The sequence below is a fragment of the Rhodohalobacter mucosus genome, from assembly GCF_003150675.1.
Lineage (GTDB): Bacteria > Bacteroidota > Rhodothermia > Balneolales > Balneolaceae > Rhodohalobacter > Rhodohalobacter mucosus.
The window spans coordinates 220,812-247,036 of sequence record NZ_QGGB01000006.1 but is presented as its reverse complement, the minus strand read 5'-3'; the positions used below and the strand labels follow the sequence as shown (position 1 = coordinate 247,036).

Annotated in this window: 17 protein-coding genes; 6 read left to right on the top strand and 11 right to left on the bottom strand. The window is 49.8% G+C overall.

Features of this window, described 5'->3' with window-relative positions:
* Positions 1-283: 283 nt before the first annotated feature.
* A complete protein-coding gene (locus DDZ15_RS08780) occupies positions 284-2,539 on the bottom strand; it encodes a glycoside hydrolase family 3 C-terminal domain-containing protein (RefSeq protein ID WP_109646715.1) in 2,256 nt (751 codons plus the stop codon).
* Between the two features lie 874 nt (positions 2,540-3,413).
* Between DDZ15_RS08780 and DDZ15_RS08775 the strand changes: the two genes are divergently transcribed.
* Positions 3,414-5,207, top strand: a complete 1,794-nt coding sequence (locus DDZ15_RS08775; protein ID WP_109646714.1) for an ABC transporter ATP-binding protein — start codon at positions 3,414-3,416, stop codon at positions 5,205-5,207.
* A 111-nt stretch (positions 5,208-5,318) separates the two neighbouring features.
* On the opposite strand, the gene DDZ15_RS08770 is transcribed toward DDZ15_RS08775, so the two are convergent.
* Positions 5,319-5,696 carry a GxxExxY protein gene (locus tag DDZ15_RS08770; RefSeq protein ID WP_109646713.1) on the bottom strand — a complete coding sequence of 126 codons (378 nt, stop codon included), beginning with the start codon at positions 5,694-5,696 and terminating at the stop codon, positions 5,319-5,321.
* Positions 5,697-5,916: 220 nt separating this feature from the next.
* On the opposite strand from DDZ15_RS08770, the gene DDZ15_RS08765 reads away from it, so the two are divergent.
* Positions 5,917-6,651 (top strand): GDSL-type esterase/lipase family protein, encoded by a 735-nt coding sequence (locus DDZ15_RS08765; RefSeq protein ID WP_109646712.1) that lies wholly within the window; start codon positions 5,917-5,919, stop codon positions 6,649-6,651.
* A gap of 36 nt (positions 6,652-6,687) precedes the next feature.
* Here the strand turns inward: DDZ15_RS08765 and DDZ15_RS08760 are convergent, their stop codons facing one another.
* The 3 genes from DDZ15_RS08760 to DDZ15_RS16620 form a co-directional block, all read right to left on the bottom strand.
* A complete protein-coding gene (locus tag DDZ15_RS08760) occupies positions 6,688-7,983 on the bottom strand; it encodes a hypothetical protein (protein ID WP_109646711.1) in 1,296 nt (431 codons plus the stop codon).
* Between the two features lie 249 nt (positions 7,984-8,232).
* A complete protein-coding gene (locus tag DDZ15_RS08755; protein WP_109646710.1) occupies positions 8,233-8,643 on the bottom strand; it encodes a hypothetical protein in 411 nt (136 codons plus the stop codon).
* 19 nt (positions 8,644-8,662) lie between these two features.
* On the bottom strand, positions 8,663-8,869 hold the full coding sequence (locus tag DDZ15_RS16620) for a hypothetical protein (RefSeq protein ID WP_146198554.1): 207 nt from the start codon (positions 8,867-8,869) through the stop codon (positions 8,663-8,665).
* A gap of 342 nt (positions 8,870-9,211) precedes the next feature.
* On the opposite strand from DDZ15_RS16620, the gene DDZ15_RS08750 reads away from it, so the two are divergent.
* The gene (locus DDZ15_RS08750) at positions 9,212-9,640 is read left to right on the top strand and encodes a BP74-related protein (RefSeq protein ID WP_109646709.1); all 429 of its coding nucleotides are present in this window, start codon (positions 9,212-9,214) and stop codon (positions 9,638-9,640) included.
* Positions 9,641-9,928: 288 nt separating this feature from the next.
* On the opposite strand, the gene DDZ15_RS08745 is transcribed toward DDZ15_RS08750, so the two are convergent.
* The 6 genes from DDZ15_RS08745 to DDZ15_RS08720 form a co-directional block, all read right to left on the bottom strand.
* Positions 9,929-12,400: a thiol-activated cytolysin family protein gene (locus tag DDZ15_RS08745; RefSeq protein WP_109646708.1), complete on the bottom strand. Its 2,472-nt coding sequence runs from the start codon at positions 12,398-12,400 to the stop codon at positions 9,929-9,931.
* Positions 12,401-12,818: 418 nt separating this feature from the next.
* Positions 12,819-15,272 (bottom strand): thiol-activated cytolysin family protein, encoded by a 2,454-nt coding sequence (locus DDZ15_RS08740; RefSeq protein WP_109646707.1) that lies wholly within the window; start codon positions 15,270-15,272, stop codon positions 12,819-12,821.
* Between the two features lie 395 nt (positions 15,273-15,667).
* Complete coding sequence (locus DDZ15_RS08735) at positions 15,668-16,606, bottom strand: DUF2279 domain-containing protein (RefSeq protein ID WP_109646706.1); 939 nt, start codon at positions 16,604-16,606, stop codon at positions 15,668-15,670.
* Positions 16,606-17,535 carry a lipid A deacylase LpxR family protein gene (locus DDZ15_RS08730; RefSeq protein WP_158278657.1) on the bottom strand — a complete coding sequence of 310 codons (930 nt, stop codon included), beginning with the start codon at positions 17,533-17,535 and terminating at the stop codon, positions 16,606-16,608. Before DDZ15_RS08730 ends, DDZ15_RS08735 begins: the two co-directional genes overlap by 1 nt.
* 335 nt (positions 17,536-17,870) lie before the next feature.
* The gene (locus DDZ15_RS08725) at positions 17,871-19,802 is read right to left on the bottom strand and encodes a thiol-activated cytolysin family protein (protein ID WP_109646704.1); all 1,932 of its coding nucleotides are present in this window, start codon (positions 19,800-19,802) and stop codon (positions 17,871-17,873) included.
* 261 nt (positions 19,803-20,063) lie between these two features.
* Entirely contained in the window at positions 20,064-21,971 is a 1,908-nt protein-coding gene (locus DDZ15_RS08720; protein WP_109646703.1) for a thiol-activated cytolysin family protein, read from the bottom strand.
* A gap of 335 nt (positions 21,972-22,306) precedes the next feature.
* Here DDZ15_RS08720 and DDZ15_RS08710 point away from each other — a divergent pair, with 335 nt between their 5' ends.
* The 3 genes from DDZ15_RS08710 (at position 22,307) to DDZ15_RS08700 (ending at position 26,224) form a co-directional block, all read left to right on the top strand.
* On the top strand, positions 22,307-23,944 hold the full coding sequence (locus DDZ15_RS08710; RefSeq protein ID WP_146198553.1) for a FlgD immunoglobulin-like domain containing protein: 1,638 nt from the start codon (positions 22,307-22,309) through the stop codon (positions 23,942-23,944).
* A gap of 159 nt (positions 23,945-24,103) precedes the next feature.
* Positions 24,104-25,135 (top strand): PorV/PorQ family protein, encoded by a 1,032-nt coding sequence (locus tag DDZ15_RS08705; protein ID WP_109646700.1) that lies wholly within the window; start codon positions 24,104-24,106, stop codon positions 25,133-25,135.
* Positions 25,136-25,270: 135 nt separating this feature from the next.
* A complete protein-coding gene (locus DDZ15_RS08700) occupies positions 25,271-26,224 on the top strand; it encodes a PorV/PorQ family protein (RefSeq protein WP_109646699.1) in 954 nt (317 codons plus the stop codon).
* Position 26,225: the final 1 nt, after the last annotated feature.

Sequence of the window (26,225 nt, the reverse complement as noted above, 5' to 3'; positions counted from 1 at the left end):
TAAGCTTCACCAATAACCCTCCGCGCCCTTTGCGCCTTAGCGGTGATCCCATTTTCCGTGCCTCTGTGGCAAAAGCCTTACAGCTTCAACCCAAAAAATTCGTTCATCGCAGTTCGGTCGTTCGGGGTTTCGCAGCGATTGCCACGGAGGTCACAGAGTTAATATAGCTGGAGTTTGATTTTGAATAGGCTTCACCAATAACCCTCCGCGCCCTTTGCGCCTTGGCGGTGATCCCATTTTCCGTGCTTCTGTGGCAAAAACGCACATAATTCAATTTAATCGTTTACAAATCTATATCTGCACGCAGTTTGATATCCCGCGACGAGCTGCCTACCTGGATTTCGTATTCTCCCGGTTCGAGAACCCACTCGAGCTCTTCAGGATGATAATACTGAAACGCCGATTCCTCCAGTTCGATGGTCACGATGGCCGATACCCCCGGCTCCAGTTCCACCTTTTCAAACCCTTTCAATTCCCGCATTGGCCTCTCAACAGATGGATCACGATGATGCACGTAAACCTGAACTACCTCGGCTCCTGTACGGTCGCCGGTGTTCGTTACGGTGGCCTGAACCAGTAACGTACCGTCCTCCCGAGCCACATTCAGATCAGAAAGTTCAAACGTGGTGTACGACAGACCGAATCCAAAAGGAAAAGTGACGGGTTTGTCCTCCGTATCGAAATAGCGGTAACCCACAAAGATATCTTCCGTGTACTCCACCGATTCATTCCCCGGAAATTCCCCAACAGCATGTGACGGATACATTTCGTGCGAATCGGCAAAGGTTACCGGAAGCTTACCGGACGGATTCACCTCTCCGAACAGAATCTCCGCTATGGCCGTCCCTCCTTCCATTCCCGGGTACCAGGCATGCAGATATGCGCTTGTTTCGGGCAGCCAGCCACTCATTTCCACATTGCTGCCGCCCATCAACACCACGGCCGTATTGTCATTTACGCGGTTAATCTGCCGTATCAGCTCTTCCTGGCCAAAAATTAGCTCGAGGTTGAGTTTATCACGGGCTTCAGCATCGTATGTACCCTCACCCCACGGCATACCTTCATGGCCATGTATCCATCCGCCCACAAAAATTACCGCATCGGCCTGTTCCGCAAGCGCAACTGCCTCCTGCATCAGCTCTTCATTTGCCGACCTCGCCAACTCTACATCTTCCATATTCTCCCGCGACTGAGAAGCCGCATCTCCGGAGGCTCCCCTGAACAGACTCTCGTCATAATAGGGTTCATATCCTTCGGCGTAGAGTACCTCAGCGTTATCGCCAACCAGGGTTTGTATTCCTTCAAGCGGTGTGACTTCATAGAGTGGTTTCACCTGCGAACTGCCACCCCGCTCGGCAAAAAGGCGATTCGCGTTGTGTCCTATCACGGCGATCGTTTGGATCTCGTTCGCGTTGAACGGCAGCAGGCCGTCATTCTTCAGCAGTACGATCCCCTCGCGCGCTACTTCCAGAGCTTTTTGCTGGTGCTCTTCTACATTTCGTTTCCCGGGGCCGTGATCGTTCATTGCCGTGCTGCGATGCATCAGACGCAGTATCCGACGCACTTTTTCGTCCACATAACGTTCTTCAATTTCACCGCTCTCTATCAATTCCCTGGCAGGCTGTGCAAGATAAAACTCATCATACTCCGGATTATTCAGGTCTCGAAGCAGTTCCGTACCCATTTCAATATCCGTTCCGTAGAGCAGCGCTTCCCGTGTATCCTTCACCGATGCCCAGTCACTCAGCAGTACGCCGTCAAACCCCCATTCACCCTTTAGCACTTCGTTAACGAGATATTCATGATGCGTGGCATACTGCCCGTTCACCTTGTTATAAGCTCCCATAACGCTCCATGCGCCTCCATCCTGTACTACATCTTTAAACGCGGGGAGATAGATTTCGTGCAGTGCACGCTTGCTGATGATAGCGTTGATATTGTGGCGGTCCGTCTCCTGGTTATTGGCGGTATAATGCTTTGGACAGGCGGCCACGCCCTGATCCTGTAACCCTTTCACATACCCCACTCCCATTGTGCCTGTGAGGTAGGGATCTTCACTTAGATATTCAAAATTTCTTCCGTTCAACGGACTCCGGATGATATTGATACCCGGCCCCAGCAGCACATTCTTTCCTCTCTCCTTGGCTTCATTCCCCAGCACTTCTCCGTAGTCGTACCCTAGACCCTTGTTCCATGTGGAAGCCAGGCAAATACCAACAGGCAGGTAGGTGGCTTTATCGTCAGCATCTTCCAGCGCGTACCAGCCCCGCCCGTGTTCATGACGTACTCCGTGCGGGCCATCTGAAAATACAAGCTCCGGTATGCCCAGCCGCGGTATGCCGCCAGAGGTAAACGATGAACTGGCATGGATCAGATTCAGCTTCTCGTCAAGGGTCATCAGGTTAATCAGGGAATCGAGTTTTGCCTCAGATACGCTCATGTGAGCTGCGCTTTGCGTTGTCTCCTCATAGTCTGTACTGCACGAGATGATTAATGAAAGAAGTGCAATGATGGTAAGAATAAATGGCTTTTGGTTCATAACAAACTGGTTAAGAGATTAGGTTATGTATAGTCCCGTGTTCCGTGTACCCGTTTCCAAACCGATCCTTATCCGATGGCTGACTTATTGCAGATACGATAAATCCTACATGAACCGGTTGGAATTTTCCCCGCGCACCGGATTTCAACTCATTTCAATAATATATCCATTTTTTGTTTCCCTCTCATGGATATTCCCCGAATGAACAGGTAGAACAAAGCCTGTTAAAATGCCTAGCCTCTTCCGGGCCTCTGCTGCAAAACCTCAACAGCTGACTCCAAAAAAATCGTCCCTCACAGTTCGGTCGTTCGATGAATCGAAGGGATTGCCACGGAGGTCACAGAGCTAACTTAACAGGAGTTTAATTTTAAACAGGTTTCACCTATAACCCTCCGCGCCCTTTGCGTCTTTGCGGTGATCCCATTTTCCGTGCTTATGTGGCAAAAGCCTTACTGCTCAGCCAAAAAATTCGTACATCGCAGTTCGGTCGTTCGGTGAATCGAAGGGATTGCCACAGAGGTCACAGAGCTAACTTAACTGGAGTTTAACTTTAAACAGGTTTCACCAATAACCCTCCGCGCCCTTTGCGTCTTTGCGGCAAATTCTTTTTCCTTGTTTCCGTGGCAAAAGTCTTACAGCTCCAAATAAATCGTCCCTCACAGTTCGGTCGTTCGGTGATTCGCAGTTCAGTTTTTATCGATTGACGAACAACGATGAACGAGCGACCGATTCACCGATTCGGATTATCGCATATATATCTATGCTTTCCGTGCCTCAGTGGCTAATACCTCTGCACAACGGGCCGCTTCTCGCTTTTAACCCACTCTTTGGAACGAAATGTTTATCATGCGGACTTACTTATTAACTCTGACAGATGAATAACGAACAGGACAAAAACCGGCAACACGATATTAAAACCCTGCGGAAAACGCTGAGCGATATTTTTGCGCTCAGCAAACCGTACAGGATCCGTTTTTACCTGGCCACAGCTGCGGTCCTTGTTGCATCGGCCATCTGGCTCACGGTGCCGCTGGGTCTTCGTGAACTGCTCGATGCCGTATTTGAGGCAGGTGACTCCTCCCTGCTGAACCTTTTGGCCATAGGCCTGTTCGGCCTTTTTATACTGCGCGCCCTATTTTCATTCGCGGGTAATTATCATCTGGAATGGGTAGGCGAACGGGTGATCACGGACCTCAGGAAAAAGCTGTACCGGCATCTGCATCGTCTCGGATTCCGCTTCTATGCAGACCGGAGGCTGGGTGAAATCACCTCGCGTCTTACCAACGATGTGGGATCCATCCGAACTGCCCTCACCGACTCCCTCCCGCAAATGTTCACCATCACCTTTTCCCTTATCGGGTCAGTTGGGCTGATGGTTGTTCTGAACTGGCGCCTGAGCATTGTCATTTTCCTTACGGTGCCCCTCATTACCATCGCAACACGCTATTTTGGCCAGAAGATCAGAAGCCTTTCACGCAGCATTCAGGATGATCTGGCTGAGTCAACGGCCGTGGCAGAGGATGCCTTGGGCGCTATCCGGCTGGTAAAGGCTTTTGTGCGGGAAGAGTACGAGACAGGGCGCTATTCCGAAGCCGTAGAGAAACTGTTCGGTACGGCACGTCGCAAGGTAGTGCTCACCCAGCTTTTCTGGTCGGGAGTGGGCGTAATGTTTATGAGCACGCTGGTCATCATTTTCTGGTATGGCGGAAAAGAGGTGCTTGCGGGACGTCTCACGGCCGGCGACCTGGTTGCTTTTATCATCTATGCGCTAAATATATCGAGGTCGGTGAGTCAGACTTCCCGGCTCTATGCAGCACTGAATACCGCTGCAGGTGCAACGGAGAGAATATTTGAGCTGCTCGGTGAAGTTCCTGAAATCAAGGATGCACCCGATGCACGAGAACTCGTGGATGCGGAAGGCGAGATCCGTCTGGATGCTGTGAGCTTCAGCTATGAAGAAAACTGTCCCGTACTGAAGGATATTTCTTTTCTGGTTGGGGCCGGTGAAACGGTTGCGCTGGTTGGCCCGAGCGGTGCAGGAAAAAGCACCCTTCTCAACCTTATCCCCCGGTTCTACGATCCACAGCAGGGTACCATCTCACTGGACGGCACAGATATCCGGAACTATAAAGTCAAAACACTCAGGGAGCAGATCTCCCTGGTGCCCCAGGAGGTCCATCTGTTTGGTACATCCGTGAAGGAGAATATCCGGTACGGCCGGCTGAAAGCGACGGACGATGAGGTTAAGGACGCAGCCAGGGCGGCCAATGCGCACGAATTTATCATGGCGATGCCGGAGAAGTATGATTCACTGATCGGTGAAAAAGGCGTAAAACTGAGCGGCGGACAGCGCCAGCGACTGGCCATTGCACGCGCCATCCTGAAGGATCCGGCCATTCTGCTGCTGGATGAAGCTACTTCCTCGCTCGACTCCGAATCGGAGGCGCAGGTTCAGGATGCATTGGAACGGTTGATGAAAAACCGGACTACGTTTGTGATTGCCCACCGGCTATCCACGGTTCAGAATGCGGACAGGATCCTGGTGATGGATGAAGGCAGAATAGTTGAATCGGGAACACACGGCGAGCTTATTAACCGCGACGGTCTCTACAGTCATCTCTATGCGCTTCAATTCCGCGACTTGGATGAAGCTGAGGGGTTGTTTTAGCCATCTTTCGGTTCTCGCAGATTTTCGCAGAGTAATGCGCAGATTTTCGCTGATTTTATTTGAGTGACACTCCAGTTCATAAACGAGACTCTGCGAGAACTCCTAAGGTTGTTATAACCCATTTACTATCCTCACTATTGAGTCTTTAAGTGAAGCAGCATTAAAATTAATAAGTAGTCCCAAACGTTTGTCTGCAAGTTTGAGATAGCTAAGAAGCTGCTTGTGATGAACATCCAGAAGCACCTCTACTGACTTTACTTCGACAATCACCTTATTTTCCACCAGAAGATCCATTCTGTAACCGTTTTCGAAGAATTCATCCTCATAAACGACAGGAACTCCAAGCTGAACGTGTACATTAAGTCCCTCCTTCCTTATTTCGTGGGCCAGAATACGTTCGTATACGGTTTCCAGCAATCCCGGACCGAGGTTGGTATGTACCCGAAACGCCGCACCGCGAATGGCATACGATAGTTCATTTTCGTGCATGGCCTCCTGATTTGTTTGATACCTTTTGTATACTTATAAGATCCCTGAAATCGGGACTCCTTACAGTTTTTTAATCCAGGGTGAGTTGTATCTCGCAGATGCACGCAGAGTAATGCGCAGATTTCCGCGGAGGACCCTTTGCGTGACTCTGCGATTCATCAGCGCAACTCTGCGAGAACCAAAAATGGAGTAAATCTATTCTTCATATTATCTAAGGCATATGTCAACTTATTCAATCTTTGCATTAAGAGTTTTTTCGATTGCTCTGTTCCTAATATTTGCTGGACAAGATCAATTATTTGGACAGCAAACACGGCCCGGTCCACCGGACCCGCTGCGGTTTGAGGAGGAAATCGCAGAATTTGAAGCATGGGATGCTAAAAACACATCGCCTGAGAATGCACTTTTATTCACAGGAAGCTCAAGCATCCGCTTCTGGAATACGGCTGATTCGTTTCCCGGCTACTCCGTAATTAACCGCGGCTTCGGCGGGTCTCAAATTTCCGATATGCTTCACTATTACGATCAGATCATCGGCCGCTATTCGCCGTCACTCATCATCCTCTACTGCGGGGAAAACGACATTGCTTCAGGCAAAGCAATCTATCACGTATTTGAGGACTACCTGGGCCTGCTGGAGCAAATCAACCGGGACTATCCGCAAACACCGGTTCTGTTCATCAGCATTAAAGCAAGCAGCAGCCGATTGGATCAGACAGAGCGTTTTGCCGCGTTCAACCGTATGGTGCAGGCCCACAGCCGCACAAGCCGACTACTCTTCTATGCGGACCTGGCTTCTCCCCTCTCGAAGAACGGACGTCCGGATGACTCCTATTACCGGGAAGATCTCCTGCACCTGAATGATCGGGGCTATGAGCTTTGGAATGAACGGTTCGGAGCTTTTCTGGCGCAACTGGAAGAGAACGGTGTGTTTACCTTAAGACGGGATGAGTAGGCATTCACGCTGATTTCGGAGGGACAACAGTTCCCTTTAAAACTGTTTATAATACCGGATTTCCTCAAAATTTGTTCGTCCCGGCGTTCGCTCAAAATAACGCCTGACGAAATCATCATAGGAATATCCATCCAGGCTTTCCGTGAATCTTGCACTCCGGATCGGCAGCTGATCCTGTTTAAGAAACGGGTATTGAGCCAGAATTTCATCCGGAATGCGGGGAGTAACAAAGTCTGTACCCTGCGGTGCGTTTACGAACCACCAAAGTGTATTATTCTCCTCCTCAACACTGCCAAAAATGAATTTGTATGAATAACTGCCTGCCAATGTATAGTTGAGGTTAAACATGTTGTCGTTTTGGAGAGTTAGCGCATAGTCAGGCAGAACGATCGAAGAGGGCACGCTGCTGCCCAGCTTGTGGTAGGTAACACGTTCGTGGGGTTCGCAGCAGAGAACGGGTCCGCTTGATGCATAAACATCATAAGTGTCGAATCCCTCTACATAGCCCATTACCGGAATTTCTCCCGGTTCGTAATAGTCAGAGAGCCTCCAGTAATCGGATCGTGACAATTCATATCCTCTCCCCCCTAGAGTCGGCTCAATCTGTCCCTGAATGTAGGCATTCTGTACCGGTTTATTGATCGTGACGGGTATCATAGGTTGAAAGGACTCCACATCCACCACAATCGAATCACCCACATTTACATCCCGCACCCAGGTGTAGAACGGTTCGAGACCTTCATAGGTGCTGATGAAGATATCGAGCGGGTCTTCGCGAAGCTCAACCTCACCCGCATAAGTCGACCCTTCATAGGTCCATGTGTCGTAGTCGAGCCAGGTATTAAACACCATGTAGCTGTCGGAGAATCCGATTGAAAAGTAGGGATCTGAGCTGCCGGTATAGTTCAAAAGCGTAAGTTTGGCCTTGCCAACCGGATCCGGGTAGGGTGAGCCGCCATTGTTAACGGGATCCGCTACAAAATAAGAATTTCCGGTAAGCACCCCCATGTAGGTGCTGATATTGTGCTGAAGCCGGGTGGTGCCGCCCTGATCAAACGAGGCAACGCTCAGTTCCGTAACGATAATCCGATCCCCTGCGTCTCCTTCAAACTCCAGAACCCCCTCGGCATCGGTTGTTTCACGATAATCCAGAAGCCTCCCTTTTTCATCGGAGATGATCACCCATCGTCTGACATGGTCCAGCGTATTACCGGAGAAGCTGTCGGTTCTGAGCAATACCACATCCTCTGCCTTATTCATGTCACAGGACACAGCAAAAAGCAGGAAGAGTGCGACAACCGCGGAGAGATAGAAACCGACTTTCAGCATCATGAAACCAATTGATTAAATACTACTTAATTTTAAGTCAATCGGTTGTCAATCACAAATATCCTGAGGGTAAAAGGAATTTTAAAACCGCTGAGGCGCAAAGGCCGCAGAGAAGGTCTGCCACTGAAGCACTGGGGTTCTTCTGTTCACTTCTAAACATTTCGAGGTATCCCCATTCATCATCCGTACCACTGTGGCAAAAAACTCAGTAACCCCTGCGTTTCTGCGGTTACATTCTCTTTTAATGCACTATTAAAACAGGGTAAACCGGACACCTGCTGCTGCTTTCATCAGGTCGATCTGCTCGCTTTCATCAGCCGTTACCACTCCCTGCATGTACCGCAGTGATGCAAAAATGGAAAACTGATCGGTTATGGCGTATCTGGGCGCGATTGTCGCCCCGATCTGCACATTGCCGTCAGAAAAAGAGTTTCCTCCCGGTGAACCAAAAACCGGAGCGGTTGTGTAACCGATAAACATACCGCCAAGTGTTGCCATAACGGGGACCTCAATCCGGTCGGAAACCGCGATGCTGTATCCCAGCGAACCATGAATGGCATATGCGTTATCCAATGTATAAAAGTTTCCGATTGTCTCTCCCATTATGGAGGTAAAAGAGAGCTGGCCGATAATCTGCCTATAATGCAGCTCACCGAATGCCATGATTGCAGTTCCCGAGTCATCAGAATCGCCCAGTGTAAACTCCGGCGCCAGTCCGCCAGCCTATCCCGACCGAAAAAGAGAGGTCTTCAGGCAGCTCCTGTGCCGCAGCAAGGGCAGGGAAAATAGTGATCAGCAACAGGAAAGCGGATGAGATCAGAACTGTTGATTTTTTTATCTGAGTCATTGGTTTGCTGAAGTCCCAAACCATGGATTTTGAAATGGTCATTTTAGAATTGGTTCGTTATAAGGTGAAGTTTTAATACCACACCTTTACGCGCAAAAAGAAGGACATTCCGGCGAAAAAATTTTCACCCCAGCGACGCGGAGGCCGCTGAGCAGTTTTCCAACGTCCCGAAGGGAGAGGACACTGAAAATGATTAACGTACTTTGATATGTAAATAAGGGAATAAAAAAAACTGTGCCCTCTGTGGCTGCCAAAGACACTCTGCGTTCTCCGCCCCGATACTATTGGTTGGCTACCCCCTTACTATTCAATCCGGATAGAATATGCAGATTTCTCAGCCGTTTGCATTGTACATACATAATTGCAAATCAACATCCATTCAGGATGACATTTTCAAATCGCCTATTTAGTTTCGCAATCATTCTTCTTACCTCGTTGCTGATCTCTTGCGGTACCGAAAGCGAGGACGATACACGCTTTTACCGGTTTACCCATGAAAGTGCGGACATAAACTATACGTTTGTGGCACAGACGTCAGACGAAGAGGTTATCGCCAAAGTGGAAGAGGAGCTTCAAAAACCTTTTGCTGAAAGGACAATGCACATCAACGGACCCATTGAGAGAGGTCAGGTGGATTATAATGGCAACTGGAGCTGGCACTTTGTTGAAAACCAATGGGACCTTGTCTCGATATCCGTTGAAGTCTGCGACGGGCGGCCCTCCTTCGTGGAGCAAAACCTGGACTACTGGGTCGACCAGGTTGGCCGCTTTTGCCCCTGGAGCTCCCGTGTCGAAGCTGAAATAAACAGGTAATTCGAATCAGAGAAATTTTTAACCGCAAAGGCGCGGAAAACGCAAAGGTTTTGGTAAACACAGAGGCACGGAAAATGGTGTAGGATATCTTGATTTGTAAATAAGAGAACAGAATAAACTCCGCGTCCTCTGTGGCAAACCTTCTCTGCACCCTAAGCACCTCTCCCATAGGGATCCCTTCGGGGTGCAGTGAACAAAAAAAGGTGCTTCCGGTGATGTTCCCACCACCAAAAGCACCCTGTCTTGACCAAACATAAAATTATTGTTCAGTTACCGTGCGTACCTCACTTACTGAACGCTGCCCCTCGCTAAACCTACATACACCCGGTTGGTGGCATCGGCGTTGACGTAAATTATATCCTCACGATTATCACCGTTCACATCACCCGTAAGGATTTCGAACTGCGCCCACTGATCGGCTGCAGGATGATCCTGGCTGACGCGTGAGAAGTCAAAATCACCATCATTGCTTCCTAGACCAACGTAACTTCTGTTTACCGGGCCCATCCGGTTGAAGATCACATCCTTTCGTCCGTCGCCATTTACATCCAGCAGACGGCTTTCGTAGTCCTGCGCTACTTCTGTTCCCGGAGGGGCTTGAGCGGGTCCGCCTTCCACAAGTACAGGGCTGCCTCCGGTTGACAGATCCAAATGCAAGACCGGGCGCTGACCCTCATTATTGGATTTTGTCCAGACCAGATCAGCTCCTGCATTGCCATCAACATCGCCAATCAGGATTTCATAAGGGGCCCATCCGGCGGTTCCCCTGTCAAATACGGCGGGGAAGTCAAAAATATTCCCCTCATCATCCCGCTTTGATTCGGCAAAGTGAACGCGGTGGCCGGAAGATCCGGTAACCCCCTCTTTGTGCCAGATCAAATCATCACGGCCATCCCCGTTGAAATCCGCTATTCGCCAACGGTAGGGAGCCCAGGCTGAGGTTACAATCGGATGGTCATTCCATTTTTGATCAGTAGCCCCAAAATTATTGATACCATAGGTTCCGTCTCCGTTGGAAAAGCTTACATAGGTGCGGTTTGTGGTGTTGATCGTGTTCCATACCAGGTCGTCTCCATCTTTACCGTCTATATCGCCGACATCAAAAAGATAACGTGTTCCCCAACCGCTGCCCTCGCGGGTAAACATGGGCATCTCTTCAAAGGTCCCGTCGCCGTTCGAGAGGCCGATATAGGTGGTGTTGGTGACATTTACACGGCCCCAGGCCAGGTCATCTGATCCGTCGTTGTTAAAATCGCCCACCTTCACCACATACTGGCTCCAGCCGTCAGCCGGCGTAGCGCTGTGTGAGACCGGCGTGCCCATCGTAAAGGTGCCGTTGCCGTTGGAGAAAGCCACCACCGTTTCATTGGCATTGGCGCTTACGTGATTGTAAATCAGGTCCTGGCTACCGTCGCCGTTCACATCACCTGTCAACACCTGTGCCGGTACCGATATGGGCAGAGAGAGGTCCTGCGCTGTAAGAAGGTCAAACGTACCGGGCGTGGCTTGCTTGGCCACACAAGTGCGTATGTTGTACTCAGTGGTCTCCGTGACGCTGGCAATACTGCCGTCGCCCAGATTGCGGAACGTGTAGCTCATCGGCGCGGCGCTTGAAAGTGGTGCGTTGTTGGTAAAGTACTGCGACCAGTCGCCCGTACGGATCATCGCAAGAGTGGCCTCGGCATCGCCTCCAATAGAGGTGATCTTGATCTTCGACTCCTGAAGAATGGTTTTCTGCCTGGCATCCAGGTTCACTTCCACGCTGCCGCCGATCGAGTTGTAGCCTGCCTGCAGGGTGGCTCGGATGTCATCCTCACTGGCCGTGGAGGTAATAGAAAACATCATCATGCGTCCATATACGATGTTGGATACGTAGACCGGCAGGTTGTCAGGGCCGATTCGCCCCTGTGCAATCTGCTGCTGCAGCTTCTGCTCGGTAAACTCCTCGCTGAAAAAATCACCGGGACTCTGCGGAGCTTCCACCACTACTTCAAACATTTTCTGATAGAACTGTGCCGTCACCGTGGTCTCCGAACGCTTGCGGTCAATGCTACCGCTGGCGGAGCCCTCAAATCCGAGATAGTTGCCCGAGAGTCCCATCTGCAGGGCCGACTGCTTCTCGCTGTGATAGGTCTCCATCTTGAAACTTATAGAGCTGGGCGTGGACAGTCCGCTGGCCGTGGCGCTGCCGATCATGGAGCCAATGGCCTGGTCTACAGTAGCCTGATTGGGAATGTCCACCGTACGGAAGTTGTCGTCGTTAGCCAGTCCGGGTATCGACACATTGATCGGAGCCCGTTCTGATATGGGAAGACCTAAAAGACTGCCCAATCCATCGCGGTGGCTCTTGCCCTGGATGAGACCACCTGCATATAGAATCTCACGGTCGGGCGAATACATGGCGATCTGTTGCGGGTTGTCGGTAAGGGTAAACGGCTGCACCTGGCAGGAGTAGGTCACGTTTTCCAGCATGTCGAGGGATCCATCTTCATTGATCACTTCCACATCGAGTATCTCGTCCTCCTCGGCTTGCGCTTCGCCGACTGCTGTAGGCGGCTGTGTTTGCCCCGGGGGCGCGAACTGGTTCCACGAAGGAAGCCCCTGCAGAAAATTATCAACATCTTCGGTATTAGCGGGCGGTTCCACAGAGGTGCCGTTTTCCGAGCAGGAGCTCAGCAGAAACAGCATCAGGCTGACCGGCAGCAGGAGTACGCCTCTCAGCTTGATTGAACAGGAAGGTCTTTTTCTTTGGTAATTCATGATTGTAACAGGTTTCTGAAGGTTAGTTAGTTGGTATCTGTGACTGTACGCGCAAAAAGATGGGTACCCCGGCGAAAAAATTTTTCACATCAGAGACGCGGAGAAGTATTGCCACTGAGGGCACGGAGTATGTCAATCACTTTTATTTACAAATCGAGGTTTCCAGGAAGTTTTTTTAGTATATCACATCAGGGTAAACGGAAATACATAGGCAAGTTAAGCGCAGACAAACAAATCCTTCCGTGCCCTCTGTGGCAATACTTTTTCACGCCCTTACCTTAGCGCCTCTCCCATAGGGATCCCTTCGGGGTGCGGTAAACAATAAAAGGTGCTTCCGGCGATGTTCCCATCACCAAAAGCACCTTGCTGTCTTGACGAATTGTTCTTTACGGTTAGTTCAGATATGAACGCTTATGGTTTACTGTGCGCTGCTCCTGGCCAGTCCCACATAGACCGTGTTGGTGGCATCCGCGTTAACAAAAATCACATCATCGCGCGAGTCGCCGTTTACGTCACCGGTCAGGATTTTAAACTGTGCCCATTGATCGCTTGCAGGATGATCCTGGCTGACGCGTGAGAAATCAAAATTACCATCCTCTTTCCCAAGCCCGACCACCATGTGATTTACGGTTTCCAGTGAAGTGGCCAGCAGGTCTTTCCGCCCGTCACCGTTCACATCCAAAAGCCTGTTTTGCCATGGAAAAGGGCCTCCATCGCGGTACAACCACTGTAGTGGACCTTTTTCATATGGCTGGCTTCTTCCCGTGCTCAGGTTTTTGTGAATAGGACTTGCATCCGTGCCATTTGGATTGATCCACACCAGGTCTGCACCTTCCTTCCCGTCGATATTCCCAACGATTGTTCTGTAGTCCGTCCATCCGTTTACACCGGGCCTGAAAAGACTGCTGAAGCTGAATACAGACCCCAGCTGATCGCTGACCGTTTCGGCTACCCAGACATTTGAGGAATTGATACCCTGTGAAAACCAAACGATGTCGTCGCGGCCATCCCCATTGATATCGGCCACAGACCAGTCGTATGTGGTTTCGCTCCAGCCGGTTTGAGGATGATCCTGAAACGTTCCGGCTGTCGGTTGAGAATTCCCGATTCCAAACGTTCCGTCGCCATTTGAAAACGTAACATAGGTTCTGTTGGTGTTGACCAGTACATTCCAGACCAGGTCATCACCATCGTTGCCGTCAACATTCCCAACCTCAAAGCGGTAATCGGTACCCCAGTTGCCTGTTCGTGTAAATACGGGCATCTCCTCAAAGGTACCATCGCCGTTAGACAGTCCGATGTAGGTGGTGTTGGTGTTGATGATGCGGCCCCAGGCCAGGTCGTCCGACCCGTCGTTATTGAAGTCGCCCACCTTCACCACATACTGGCTCCAGCCGTTGGCCGGCGTTTCACTGTGCGAAACCGGCGTACTCATCGTAAAGGTGCCGTCACCGTTGGAAAAGGCTACCGCTGTTTCATTGGAATTGGCGCTAACATGGTTATAGATGAGATCCTGGTTGCCGTCGCCGTTCACATCCCCTGTCAACACCTTGGCCGGAGCTGTTACCGGCAGAGACAGGTTCTGAGCATCCAGAAAACTGAACGTGCCGGGTGTAGCCTGACGCGCTGTGCAGTCGCGGATATTGTATTCGGTAGTCTCGGTTACGCTGGCAATGCTGTTGTCGCCCAGGTTGCGGAATGTATAGCTCATGGGTGCGGCGCTTGACAGCGGTGCATTGTTGGTAAAATATTGCGACCAATCGCCGGTCCGGATCATGGCCAGGGTGGCCTCAGCGTCACCGCCAATCGAGGTGATCTTGATCTTTGACTCCTGCAGGATCGCTTTCTGCTTTGCGCTGAGATTCGTTTCCACGCTGCCTCCAATCGAGTTGTAGCCCGCCTGCAGAGTGGCGCGGATGTCGTCCTCGCTGGCCGTGGAGGTGATCGAGAACATCATCATACGTCCGTACACGATATTGGACACATACACAGGCAGGTTATCCGGACCGATGCGGCCCTGATCAATCTGCTGCTGAAGTTTGGCTTCGGTAAATTCATCACTGAAAAAGTCGCCCGGACTCTGCGGGGCCTCCACCACCACTTCATACATCTTCTGGTAGAACTGGGCGGTTACCGTTTTTTCAGATCGCTTACGGTCGATGCTTCCGCTGGCGGATGCCTCAAACCCAAGATAATTCCCCGACAAACCCATCTGCAGGGCCGACTGCTTCTCGCTGTGGTAGGTCTCCATTTTGAAACTGATGGAACTGGGCGTGGACAAACCGCTGGCCGTGGCCCCGCCGATCATGGAACCGATCGCCTGATCAACAGCTGCCTGACTCGGGTTATCTACCGTACGGAAATTGTCATCATTGGCCAAACCGGGTATGGATACGTTTATCGGTGCACGCTCGGAAATAGGCAGCGGCAGAAGGCTGCCGAGGCCGTCGCGATGGCTCTTGCCCTGGATGAGTCCGCCTGCATAAAGAATCTCACGGTCGGGTGAGTACATGGCGATCTGCTGAGGGTTCTCGGTAAGGGTAAAGGGCTGCACCTGGCAGGAGTAGGTCACATCTTCCAGCAGCTCGATCTCTCCCTCATCGTTAATCACCTCCACATCCAGGACCACATCTTCTTCGGTCTGCGATTCACCGGTTTCGGTTGGGGGCTGGGATTGTCCCGGTGGAGAGAACTGACTCCATGAAGGGAGTCCCTGCAGGAATTCATCGACATCTTCAGTATTAGCCGGCGGTTCCACCGAGGTGCCGTTCTCCGAGCAGGAGCTCAGAAGAATCAGCATCAGGCTGACCGGCAGCAGAAGTACGCCTTTAAAGCTGCTTAATTGGTTAGATTTTTTTTCTGGATGTTTCATGATCGTAACAGATTAGTGTTGATTTGATAAAGGATATCTGTTACTGTACGCGCAAAAAGAAGGGCACACTGGCGAAAAATTTCTTTACCGCAGAGGCGGGGAGGCCGCAAAGGTTGTAGCCACAGAGGCACGGAAGTGTTTGTTTGTGTGTCTCTGTTCCAATTGCCCGGTATACCTGCTACTCATGAAGTTATTGGTACAATATATTTGGGAATAGCAAGATTTGTAAATTCGAATGTTTAACATATTCCGAGCCATCTCCCATATGGAACCTATCGGGGCGTGGCAAACCTTCTCTGCGGTCTTTGCGCCTCTCCCATAGGGATCCCTACGGGGTGCGGTGAATACGGTTCAAAAAAAAGTACTTTTCTGAAGAAACTCCCTTTATCGTTTGTTCAGAAGTAAACGGGATGTAGCTTAATGCGCCCGGAGCTGTTAAACTCAATAGCCGGGGCGGGTATTTTGATCATATTCAACGCTCCAAGCAAACCTCGAATGAATTTACTCCGGGTTTGAATCGCTTCCAGGTTCAGATCAATCGACAGGTAGAGCTGACGGGTACGTTCAAAGTCAGGCAGCCTGACTTGCCGGGAATATTGTGGGTTTTCAAACTCGCCCAGCAGTCCATCTGCCCCGTATCCGAATGCAATATCCAACCACCCTGGAAAATTTGAATCAGGCAAAAAGGAAGAGATATTGGCCGAGAGCCAGTAGGTGTGACCATTGTAATCGGTAAAGAAATGTGTTATCCGTGATTCTCCAAAATAGGAAGGCCGATACCCAGGATACCGCGTGGGATAATAGGAAAACTTCATCCTGATTCGCTGCTCTTGCCAGAGCAGTTCCTGACCAACCGCCAACGCACTGCCGGCCGTATTGGCAATCATATCGGTCACTGAAAATCCATAGCCATCAAACAGGCCGTCAAATATTTCTATTGGTGTTAGCATGACGATACTCATCGAGCCGCCCAGCCAGACGGCTTTTTTTTCTGAAACTCCCGCCCATCGCAGGGCGTCGATTCCCTTTTTGCTTATATAATAGCTGCTATACATGTGACCGGCTTTATCAACCTGCTTCCAGCCGGACCAGTCGTTGTAAAAATGGAACGGAACCGGCTGATCATCTTTGTACCAAATGTTATTCAGAAAGTATAAGCCACCGGCGTAAAAGGCTGAGGTTGCACCTATTACGGTTCGCAGTCGGTTGGTATTAAGGCTATCGGCATTGTCTGTGGCGGTATGTTGACCTGACATTACATCCACGCTGCCGGTCAACAGTGAAATTATGACCGCTATCAAAACATATTTCTTTGGATGGATCAGGATCATCATTAAAACCTCACAGCCATTTCTAAACTTGCAAAGGTGTGATTTCCACCGCCGGCTAATTCGGGGCTTAGCCGGTGCACTGTCGCCTTCCAGGTAACTGCATTTGTGCTGTAAGCAAAACCTGTTATGATGTCGAACAGGTAAAATTCAGCCGATTGGGTATGACCGTTTTTTGACGGGCGAAAAAGGTTTCCCTCAATGAGTGTATTATGAATTACGAAGGTGTTTTTAATGCCAAAAAGCAGATACCATTCGTTCTTCCGAAAATCAGGCATAGTGCCAGTCTCCGGCATGCTTGCGGTGATTGCAGAGCGATCCATTGGCCGAATTTCTCCTGCTCTTACCGTTACACCGGCATATAGATTGTTGAAACCTGTACCTGTCTCTGCGCCGGCAGTTGATATCACATCAAATTTTTGTGATAGCGTCCAGGAACGCCCATATGTAAGCCCAAAATTGATTACAGGCTCGTTACCAATCTGGCTCTCCCAACCTTGCGGCTGTTCCTGATTGATCAATTTATGCCACCATGCCTGTACACTGCCCCCTGCTGCCAATGGGCCGATTATACCGGTATGTAGTGCTAACCGCAGACTGTTTTTGCTCTCCCAGAAAGTATTTACGGTTATATTTGTAAAGAGGTAACCTGCGTAAGGTCTGTCATTCGACAGCGGGTTAGTCTCAGAGATATTTTCGGGTGTATAGATCTCATGGGAGATACCAATCCGGATAATGGACTTAGCGGTTTCTTCACTTTTTGTAATTTTTTCCAAAAAGGTGCCTTCAGTGGCCCGGCTATACGTAATACTTAAACCGTTGGTGAAATAGCGGTCACGAAAGGGAGGTGCATAATTATCATTAACGGAAGTTACGCGGAGCTCATTCTTTAAAGGTTTTTTTATTGCATGCTGCCCCATAGCAAGATGAGCCATAAACAGGCTTAATAAAACCATAAAAAAGAACAGAACTGCGATATTTTTTTTTGTTGCAGAGATAATCCCTTCCCCCCACGTCTGTCTTAAACCGGAATTGCTTATAATCTCAGACTTCTTGCAAACCTTTATACAAGTAAGTTCAGCTATTCATAAATCCAAATCAAGACTTTTCAGGCTGTTCACTTACTTTTCATTCATAATAGCCTGCTCCTTCGAAAAAAATTTCACCGCACCCCGAAGGGATCCCTTCGGGGTGCGGTGAACAAAAAAAAGGTGCTTCCGGCGATGTTTCAATCACCAAAAGCACCTCTTCCATTGACCAAAAAGCCGGTCTAACTTCTGTCGAAGTAATATTCAAGCAGGCCTTTCTCAAGTGCCCTGATCTGAACTATACTGGGTACGTAATCGTAGATCTGCAGCTCCAGCATTCTGATCTCAGCAAAACCCACTCCGCTGCCAAATCCATTGATATCACTCACTCCGATGCTCGACCCCAGAAACTGCTCAATGGGAGTTGTGAAATCCGGATCGTGTGCTTCTTCCAGTCCGTTGATATAAATTCTCATACCATCCGTCTGACTGAACGTAAAGATCAGCAGCTGATCATTAAAGATATTCGTGTCCAGATTGGCAGTCACTTTTGAATCTCCGCCATGTGTTATACTCACTGTTTGGCTATCATCGAAACCGATTCGTATTCCCCGGCCCTCCGTGCTGCTGTCGCCCCAGAACCAGTACACTGGGGTATTATCTCCCGGCGGTAAGCCCGTTCTGCTGACAATCGCTGCTATGGTGTAATCCGTATTCCGCAGGGGTGTTCCGGGAACACGCATCCTGCCGGTAAAGGCGGTTGTATTGAACTGAAAGGAGGGTACGTATCCTCCATCAGGGTTGCCCGGGTTCCAAAGGCCGGCAAATTGAGGACCGCCGAACGGAACAACCGCATCCCGGCTGTTGTCTCCGGTCTGTGCTCCAAACAGGTCCTGCCATCTTGTGATGCCGCGTGCTCCCAGAATGGGATCCCACACTACTCCCTTACTACCGCGGTACCATGCCACCCCATCAAAAAGAGCATCACTTAAAGGCGCACAGTCAACGATATCGTATTCAGTTGCCACTTTCACTTTCAGCTGCCTGGCGGGATCATTTGCAGCATTCACCGTATAGCTGAGCGGCTGCCCTGTGGTAATGGTTCCGCCCTCCGCAATAAATGTTTTCAGTGCATCAAGATCACCGGTCAGTGCTGCGGCTGCCTGATCCGCGTCGCCACCTATGGCATATCCACCTATCTGTACGCTGCTCAGTTCACTCACATACTTTACATCTCCGCCAATAGATCCACTTGACACCCCACCGTTAAAACTGGCATCAATGGAAGCCCGCATTTCCTGAAACGAGTCCGTGGACTGGATCAGCAGATAAAACACGCGACCATATGTTACGCTTGATATATACGCAGCAGGATTGCCGGGTTGTACATACCTGCTGAGTTGCTCGGCGGTGACATCCTCCCCGAAAAAATCTGCCGGATCGGTTGGCGCCTCAAATGCAATCGTATAATAGCTTTGCGTTAGGCGAACCAGGTAGCGGTTGTAACTGATATCCTCATTGTAGCTGAATGACCCCTGAACATCTGTTGTGAGGTTGCTGTACTCAGCACGAAGCGATACTCCCAATTGTTCCCGAGAGGTAATGCGCTCCATGGAGTAGGTGGTACGAGCCGGGAGATCCCCCGGATTATCCGCAATAATTTCATTCATCGCATCAAAAACGGACCCCAGGCCAACAACGTCCAGCTGACGGCTGGCGGAGGATGCACCGTTAACAAGCGTGATGACCACGGTTCCGGGTCCCCGGTCTACGGGAATGCTGCTGGGCGTTGCATTGTCGAGTGTATTGCCCTGCAGCAGGTTACCTGGAAAAATAACCTGTGAGTTGGGGTCAAATTGAGGGAAATCGCTGTAGCCCTTTGTAAGGTTTATCGTTTGCGTGGTGCAGTAGTACTGCTGATCTCCGGACGTTTGCAGCGGCAGCTCCTCGGTTTCCGATTCACTATAGCTCTCTTCGACTTCCTCGAACTCACCGGCGCCGTTTATAATTTCTCCGAGGCTTGGAGGCTCATCCGGATCAATCGGATCTACCGGGTCTACTGAAGTCGTGTTCTCTGAACAGGCACTCATAAAAAAAATAAGAAGTATGATCGGCAGACCGAACAACAGTCTCAGGCTACTGCCTTGCTGGATTATGGAAAATGGATTTTTCATGGCATTAACAGGTTATTTAAGGTTGATTAAATGATTCCTGTCTCTCTACGCGCAAAAAGAGAGGCTCAGTGGCGAAGAATATTTCGCCGAATAGGCGCGGAGGACGCGGAGAATAGATGATTTACCACACCCCGATGGGATCCCTATGGGGTGCGGTGAACACAAAAAAAGGTGCTTCCGGCGATGTTCCCATCACCAAAAGCACCTTCCTGTTGTACCCATTATTTTGTGACTTTATGCCACTACATTTTCAGGTTTTATTCAACGAATAACGTAAGGTTGTGAAAATTGCTTTGCTCCGTCATTTCCCTGGAAATTAAAGATCACAAACTCGTCGCCATCTTTGTTGAAGAAAATATTATGCTCGGTCGCCCCAAGCTTAATGCGAGTAGCTGCACCTACAATGGTGAACTCCTCATGCTGGTCTGCCGGTCCCCAGTCTGCAAAATCGATAACCGGGCCGAATGTTCCATCCTGATATCCCACATACTTATCTCCGGCACTATTGAAAAGATACATGCTGTAATCTATACCGGAAGGTATATTAATTCGCTTTGTAGCGGCACCCATCCCATCAATCGCAAAAGGATGATTGTTACTTCCCCACTGGTTGATATCAAATACGCCGGAATAACTGCCAAAAGGTGTATTTTGCGGATCTCCCGATACCGTTCCAGGTGTAAATTTAAAAGGGGCGTTTTTAGTCCCTTCTTTATTCATCAGGTAGATATTGCCGTCATCAAACAACAGTGCTGAACCCACAGCATCAAAAGGAACAACACCCAATGGAGCTGAGTCGTCGGCTATACTATATTTATCTCCTTTAATTTGGCGGTCGTGGAACCAGGCGTATTCGGTACCTGCACCGTTAAACAGGATCACAATATCATCACGTACGTTGGTTGCCGCACCGACGCCATCATCAAAAAGATCAACCCACGGCTTAAATGTAACCGGGGGCAAAACTCCTTTCAGTTCGCAATCTACCACATCGAATTCAGTAGCAATTCTTGTCCCCACAATCTTATCGGGACGTTCTACGCTGCGTACCACATACGACAGGGGTAATCCGGCTCGAATATCCGTGCTCTCTGCTAGTTTATCTGCAACATTCTGTATGGTGGCTTCGCCTGCCAGCTCAAAAGTACCCGCTGCATCTCCGCCATATGCGATTACTTTAATCTTCACGTTGTTCATCTCCTGAAAGCTATCGATATCCACACTGCCGTCCACACTATTTCTAAAGGCACCATAGGAGACATCCAGTTTAGCGGCCATCTCTTGTCTGGAGGATGTGGATTCTACCAGCATATAGAAAATGCGTCCATAGGTGACCGAAGAGATAAATGTAGCAGGGTTATCCGGTTGAACATAGGTTGCCAGCTGTTCCGGGGTAACGCTTTCATCGAAAAGCTGATCCAGGCTGGTGGGAAGGTCAAAACTCATGGTGTAGTAACTCTGCGTGAGCTTCACCAGGAATCGATTGTATTCCCTGTCGGTGCTGAATGACATATTTGACTTAACCTTGGTAGTATAGGTGCTGACGTTAAGCCCCATCTCCAAAGCCAGCTGATTTTCGGACTGCACTTCCTGAATATCCAGCTGGAAATTGGCTGGCACAACTTCACCCGCATTCGCTATAATGTTGTTCATGGCATTCTGGATAGAGCTTTTGCTAACCCTATCGACAGTAAAAGTGGAAGAAAGATTACCGTTGTTCAGATCGTACGAAATGGTTCCGCCTGCTCGCTCCACTACAATAGGTGCAGGTGTGGCATTCGACAGAGACTTTCCCTGCAGCAGGTTGCCGGGGTAGACCACATCCGCATTGGTATTAAAAAGCGGAAATTGCCCGTTACCGTCCAGTACGCTCAGGGTTTTTGTTGTACAGATCCAGCGTTGGGTTTCCGTGCTTCCGGCTTCTTGTACCTGACGGTCTTCCGCTACCGGTTCGCTTACGGAAAGTGTATCGGTGGTTCGGGATTCAGGGAAATCTCCGGTCTCTCCACCTTGAGCTATGACTTCCTCAAATGTTTGAGGTTCATCCGGATCTACAGAGGTTCCGCTTTCTGAGCAGGATGTAATTAAAATGATCGATAATACTGAGATTATACGTGCAGCATCTAGTGCTACAGATGGTCTCTTTCTTCGATTTATTTGATATTCCATAATGATGAAAGTTTTGAAGTTTGAATGAAAGATTCCTGTTGCTATACGCGCAAAAAGAGAGGTTCGGTGGCGAAAAAAATTTCTCCGCACCCCGAAGGGATCCCTATGGGAGAGTCACTGAGGTCGCAGAGTTTTTAGCCACTGAGGCACGGAAAAGCGTTGGAGATGCCATAGTTTGTTAATAGGAAAACAGAAATAACTCCCTTCCTCTGCCGCCGGTATCCCTTTGGGTGTCGCAAACTTTTTTTGCGTTCTCTGCGCCTCTGCGATTCAAAACAAAAAAGGTCCTTCCAGATATACCTTTCCCTGCTGATCTTTTTTCACTAAACTCTGAAATGATCTTCAGGAGAATACACGGAATGATTGCTGCAGCGTTTTTTTCTATCATCATAATCTGTTTCACACTGCAGACAGCTTTCGCCCAATCTTTTGGCCCCATTCAGGACAGGTTCAACTCCCTGTCGCAAAATTCCATCAGTTCGGTCAGCGCTACAGGTTCGGTGGTTTGGTTGGGTCCGGGCCTGAACGCCTACTTTGAGAACAGCGGTGATATTTACATCCCCCAAAACGCGGACAGTGTTTTTTCGGGGCGGGGCCGCGTTTTTTCTCTTCAAACAAATAACAGCCGTATCCTTGCAGGACTCGGTTTCACTTCCACGCGCGGCGGTAATCCCGTTCAGGCCGCACAGGGATACTATCAAAGTTTTAATTCCGGAGAATCATGGGAGTTTTTAGAATTCCCCCTTGATGAACCGCCTCCGGGGGAGTGCGACAATATTTCCGTAGGACCTCCCTGTGATCTGGAATTCAGTTACGGAGGACAAACCTATATCCGCACCCGTATTACCGTTCCCGAGCAGTCTCCACCCTTTGAGGTGGACTTTTCCGGTAACACACTGCTTTCCGTCAACTGGGCAAGCGGTGTGCTTCGAAGCACAGATAACGGACAATCGTGGGAACGGCTCATACTGCCTCCATCGGCATCTAATGAACTTAATCCCTCCAGTCCGGACGGTTACGGCTGGGTTTCACGCACCGGAGATGATCAGATCGTAAACCGGTACGATCCGCGGTTCGATACCAATTTGCTGGGTTTCGGACTTCTCATTGACAGCAGTAACCGTGTTTGGGTGGGTACCGCCGGAGGTATCAATATCTCAGACAATGCCCTTTCTGCACCCTTTGATGAGATTGAGTGGCAGCGCTCTTCATGGAATGCCAACGACGCCGGGCAAGACGGACTGCTTGCCAACTGGATCGTATCTATCCGTGAACAACCCGGGACGGGCCGGATTTGGATGACCAACTGGAAAACGGATAGCCAGAATCGCGATTCATTCGGGATTGTATCCACCACCAACGGTGGCGAAACCTTTACCCGCCACCTGGAAGGCATACGCGTAAATGACATCGGTTTCCATAACGGATCTGTATTCGCGGCCGCAGATAACGGCCTCTACATATCGGATGATGAAGGAAGCAGCTGGAGGCGATTAAATCAAATCAGAAGCCCGAATACCTTTATCAGGCCGGATGCACGCTATTTTACACTTGATGCCACCTCTTCCGGAATGTGGGTGGGAACATCAGATGGCGCTGCATCCACTTCGGACGGCGGGAATTCCTGGCGCATCATCCGTGTGAACATGCCGCTGAGCGGCGGCAACGCGTATCAGCCCGATGCCCCGAATGTGGACTCATACGCCTATCCCAACCCTTTTTCGCCCAGGATTCACCATGCTGTAAGAATAAAATTTGAGATTGAAGAGCAGGGACCCGTCAACGTAAGAGTATTCGATTTTGGCATGAACCGGATCCGCACACTTCCCGCAGATCCGAGAGGCAGCGGGAGTTATGAGGTAATCTGGGACGGCACTGACAGAAACGGACGCCTCGTTGCCGGAGGAACCTATTTTTACATCATTGACAAACCAGGCGGACGGGATGAAGGAAAGATTTTACTGCTGGACTAAAGAATGGGTAATGGACGACTGGCGGTTTGCGACTTTTAATTTTGTGTTAGTTATTGGTTGTCAGTGGTTTATTATTAATTGTTGATGTCTGAATAATAGAAATTGAATACCCCGGCACATAAACACTCAAACACTTAACGCTTTAGCACGAACTGATCCTTGAAAAAGATTCTGATCATAGCATTACTTTTAGTTACGCAAAAGGGATTGCTTCTTGCGCAGACAGGCGGTTATGCGGGTGAGTTCACGCGTATGGGATTTTCTCCGCGCGGCATGGCCATGGGCAACGCAATGACGGCGGTGACGCTTCCGGGAAGCTATGCATACTACAACCCGGCACTGGCGGCCATGCCCGGTGAGGATATTCAGATTGATATCTCGACTGCCGCTCTGCAGTTCGACAGACAGCTGCATTCGGCCGCAATCCGGCTGCCTCTCCCTCCTACTGCAGGCCTGAGCTTTACGCTTCTTAATGCACGGGTACGGGATATTGACGGGCGTACAACCGACGGCTACCATAGCGGGATGCTGAATACAGCCGAATATCAGCTCACCGGCAGCTTTGCAGTTCGATTTTCAAAAAAGGTGTGGGCCGGTGTCGGTATTAAGTACAACCATGCGGTATATCATCAGCAAATTCCCGCTTCCACTGGTATAGGCATTGATGCGGGACTGTTGATTCACCTTTCTTCCCGTCTGCAGGCTGCCCTTGCAATCAGGGACCTGCTGGGGTCTGTCAATATTGACAGTTCCGAACTATACGGAACCGACCAGGCGCTCGATCGCGATCAGCCGTTTCCGGTGCGCTCTGTTGTCGGACTCTCATGGCAGGTCACAGACCGTTGGCTGCTGAGCCAGGACACAGAACTGCGCTTCCAGTCATCAACTCGGATTACGGATGAAATCAGCAATCAAAACGGCTTTGAGGTACCCGTAACACGCAGGGATGAACAGACAAGCCGCTCCCTTTTTTTACGGGCGGGATCGCAGTATCAGATTCATGATCGGTTTACGCTTCGGTCCGGGCTGGAACTGTTGGATGCGGGCAGTGAAAATCGTATTCAGCCATCGTTCGGGTTTTCCGTTCATCTTCCCTTCGATCGATACTCACCGGCCATCGACTATGCCTTTCGCCGTGAGCCCGGCGGGTTTTCCACAATGCATGTATTTGCAATCCGGCTGGATATTTAAGATGCGTTGCACGGAAAAATTCATCACATCGATGTATGACGTCGTTCAGTTGGACTCCAATTTTGCCAATACTACGAGAGCATTCAATTTATTATCATATCATTGGTATCATTCATCAAATGATTGTCATTCAGTATGAAGAATAATGCACTTTGTCTCCTGCTGCTGTTTTTTACCTGTGAAGTATTATCGGCACAGGATACCGGCAGCGGTCTCGACTTTCTCAACATCGGGCCCTCACCCCGGCTTTTAGCTGTTTCTGAAGCGGGTACAGCTATGCTTTCAGGCCCGTCAGCTATGTACTCCAATCCCTCCCTGCTTGCCTTTGAACCATCTGGAAGCGTGGACCTCAGTTATACGCTATGGATTTCAGAAGTTGGAAACCAGTTTGCAGGCATCAATTTCAGAACAAACTCCCGCACTGCCATTGCTTTTGGTGTTTTTTCCTCGAAAGCAGACAACTTCGAGGCCAGGGATGGTCCGGGACCCGCTTCAGGAACCTTTTCAGTCAGCTATCTTTCGCTCGCAGGCTCAGCAGCCTACCGGCTGGGGCCGGTCTCTGCAGGTTTTACCCTTCAATATATCCGCGAAGAGGTGTTCCAGTTTATTGCAAATGGTTATGCGTATACACTCGGAGCATCAGCCGGTTTGCTTGATGAAAGGGTCCGCCTGGGGGTTTCTGTAAATAACCTTGGTGAGATGGAAGAACTTGATACCATATCCACACCCGTTCCATCAAGCTGGAATGCAGGTATTTCTGCTGCTGTACTGGAGTTTGTTTCACCGGGCATCAACGAATTTCCGCTTCTGCTCTCTGTTCATGCATCCTACAGCAAACCGATTCAGGAACAAACAAGCAGCGACTTTGCAGGCAGCGACTCCCTGGACGGCTATCTTAATGTGGCTCTGACAGGCGAAGCTGCAGGTCTATTTGCCGTACAGACCGGCTATCGCTTCGGCCCCACCGAACGGCCGCTCAGTTTCGGGTTGGGGCTGATTCTCGAACCGGTCCGAATCAACTATGCTATGGTGCCGTTTTCAACCGGGTTTGGGACCTCACACTCTTTTGGAATTCAATATAATTTCTGAT

What these genes read in the sequence shown, in the direction of transcription:
- DDZ15_RS08760 (WP_109646711.1), bottom strand. Translation starts at nt 7,983, where the DNA reads ATGATGCTGAAAGTCGGTTTCTATCTCTCCGCGGTTGTCGCACTCTTC.
- DDZ15_RS08750 (WP_109646709.1), top strand. Translation starts at nt 9,212, where the DNA reads ATGACATTTTCAAATCGCCTATTTAGTTTCGCAATCATTCTTCTTACC.
- DDZ15_RS08770 (WP_109646713.1), bottom strand. Translation starts at nt 5,696, where the DNA reads ATGCACGAAAATGAACTATCGTATGCCATTCGCGGTGCGGCGTTTCGG.
- DDZ15_RS08755 (WP_109646710.1), bottom strand. Translation starts at nt 8,643, where the DNA reads ATGGCATTCGGTGAGCTGCATTATAGGCAGATTATCGGCCAGCTCTCT.
- DDZ15_RS08720 (WP_109646703.1), bottom strand. Translation starts at nt 21,971, where the DNA reads ATGGAATATCAAATAAATCGAAGAAAGAGACCATCTGTAGCACTAGAT.
- DDZ15_RS08740 (WP_109646707.1), bottom strand. Translation starts at nt 15,272, where the DNA reads ATGAAACATCCAGAAAAAAAATCTAACCAATTAAGCAGCTTTAAAGGC.
- DDZ15_RS08710 (WP_146198553.1), top strand. Translation starts at nt 22,307, where the DNA reads ATGATCTTCAGGAGAATACACGGAATGATTGCTGCAGCGTTTTTTTCT.
- DDZ15_RS08780 (WP_109646715.1), bottom strand. Translation starts at nt 2,539, where the DNA reads ATGAACCAAAAGCCATTTATTCTTACCATCATTGCACTTCTTTCATTA.
- DDZ15_RS08735 (WP_109646706.1), bottom strand. Translation starts at nt 16,606, where the DNA reads ATGATGATCCTGATCCATCCAAAGAAATATGTTTTGATAGCGGTCATA.
- DDZ15_RS08700 (WP_109646699.1), top strand. Translation starts at nt 25,271, where the DNA reads ATGAAGAATAATGCACTTTGTCTCCTGCTGCTGTTTTTTACCTGTGAA.
- DDZ15_RS08745 (WP_109646708.1), bottom strand. Translation starts at nt 12,400, where the DNA reads ATGAATTACCAAAGAAAAAGACCTTCCTGTTCAATCAAGCTGAGAGGC.
- DDZ15_RS08725 (WP_109646704.1), bottom strand. Translation starts at nt 19,802, where the DNA reads ATGAAAAATCCATTTTCCATAATCCAGCAAGGCAGTAGCCTGAGACTG.
- DDZ15_RS08775 (WP_109646714.1), top strand. Translation starts at nt 3,414, where the DNA reads ATGAATAACGAACAGGACAAAAACCGGCAACACGATATTAAAACCCTG.
- DDZ15_RS08765 (WP_109646712.1), top strand. Translation starts at nt 5,917, where the DNA reads ATGTCAACTTATTCAATCTTTGCATTAAGAGTTTTTTCGATTGCTCTG.
- DDZ15_RS16620 (WP_146198554.1), bottom strand. Translation starts at nt 8,869, where the DNA reads ATGACCATTTCAAAATCCATGGTTTGGGACTTCAGCAAACCAATGACT.
- DDZ15_RS08730 (WP_158278657.1), bottom strand. Translation starts at nt 17,535, where the DNA reads ATGGCTCATCTTGCTATGGGGCAGCATGCAATAAAAAAACCTTTAAAG.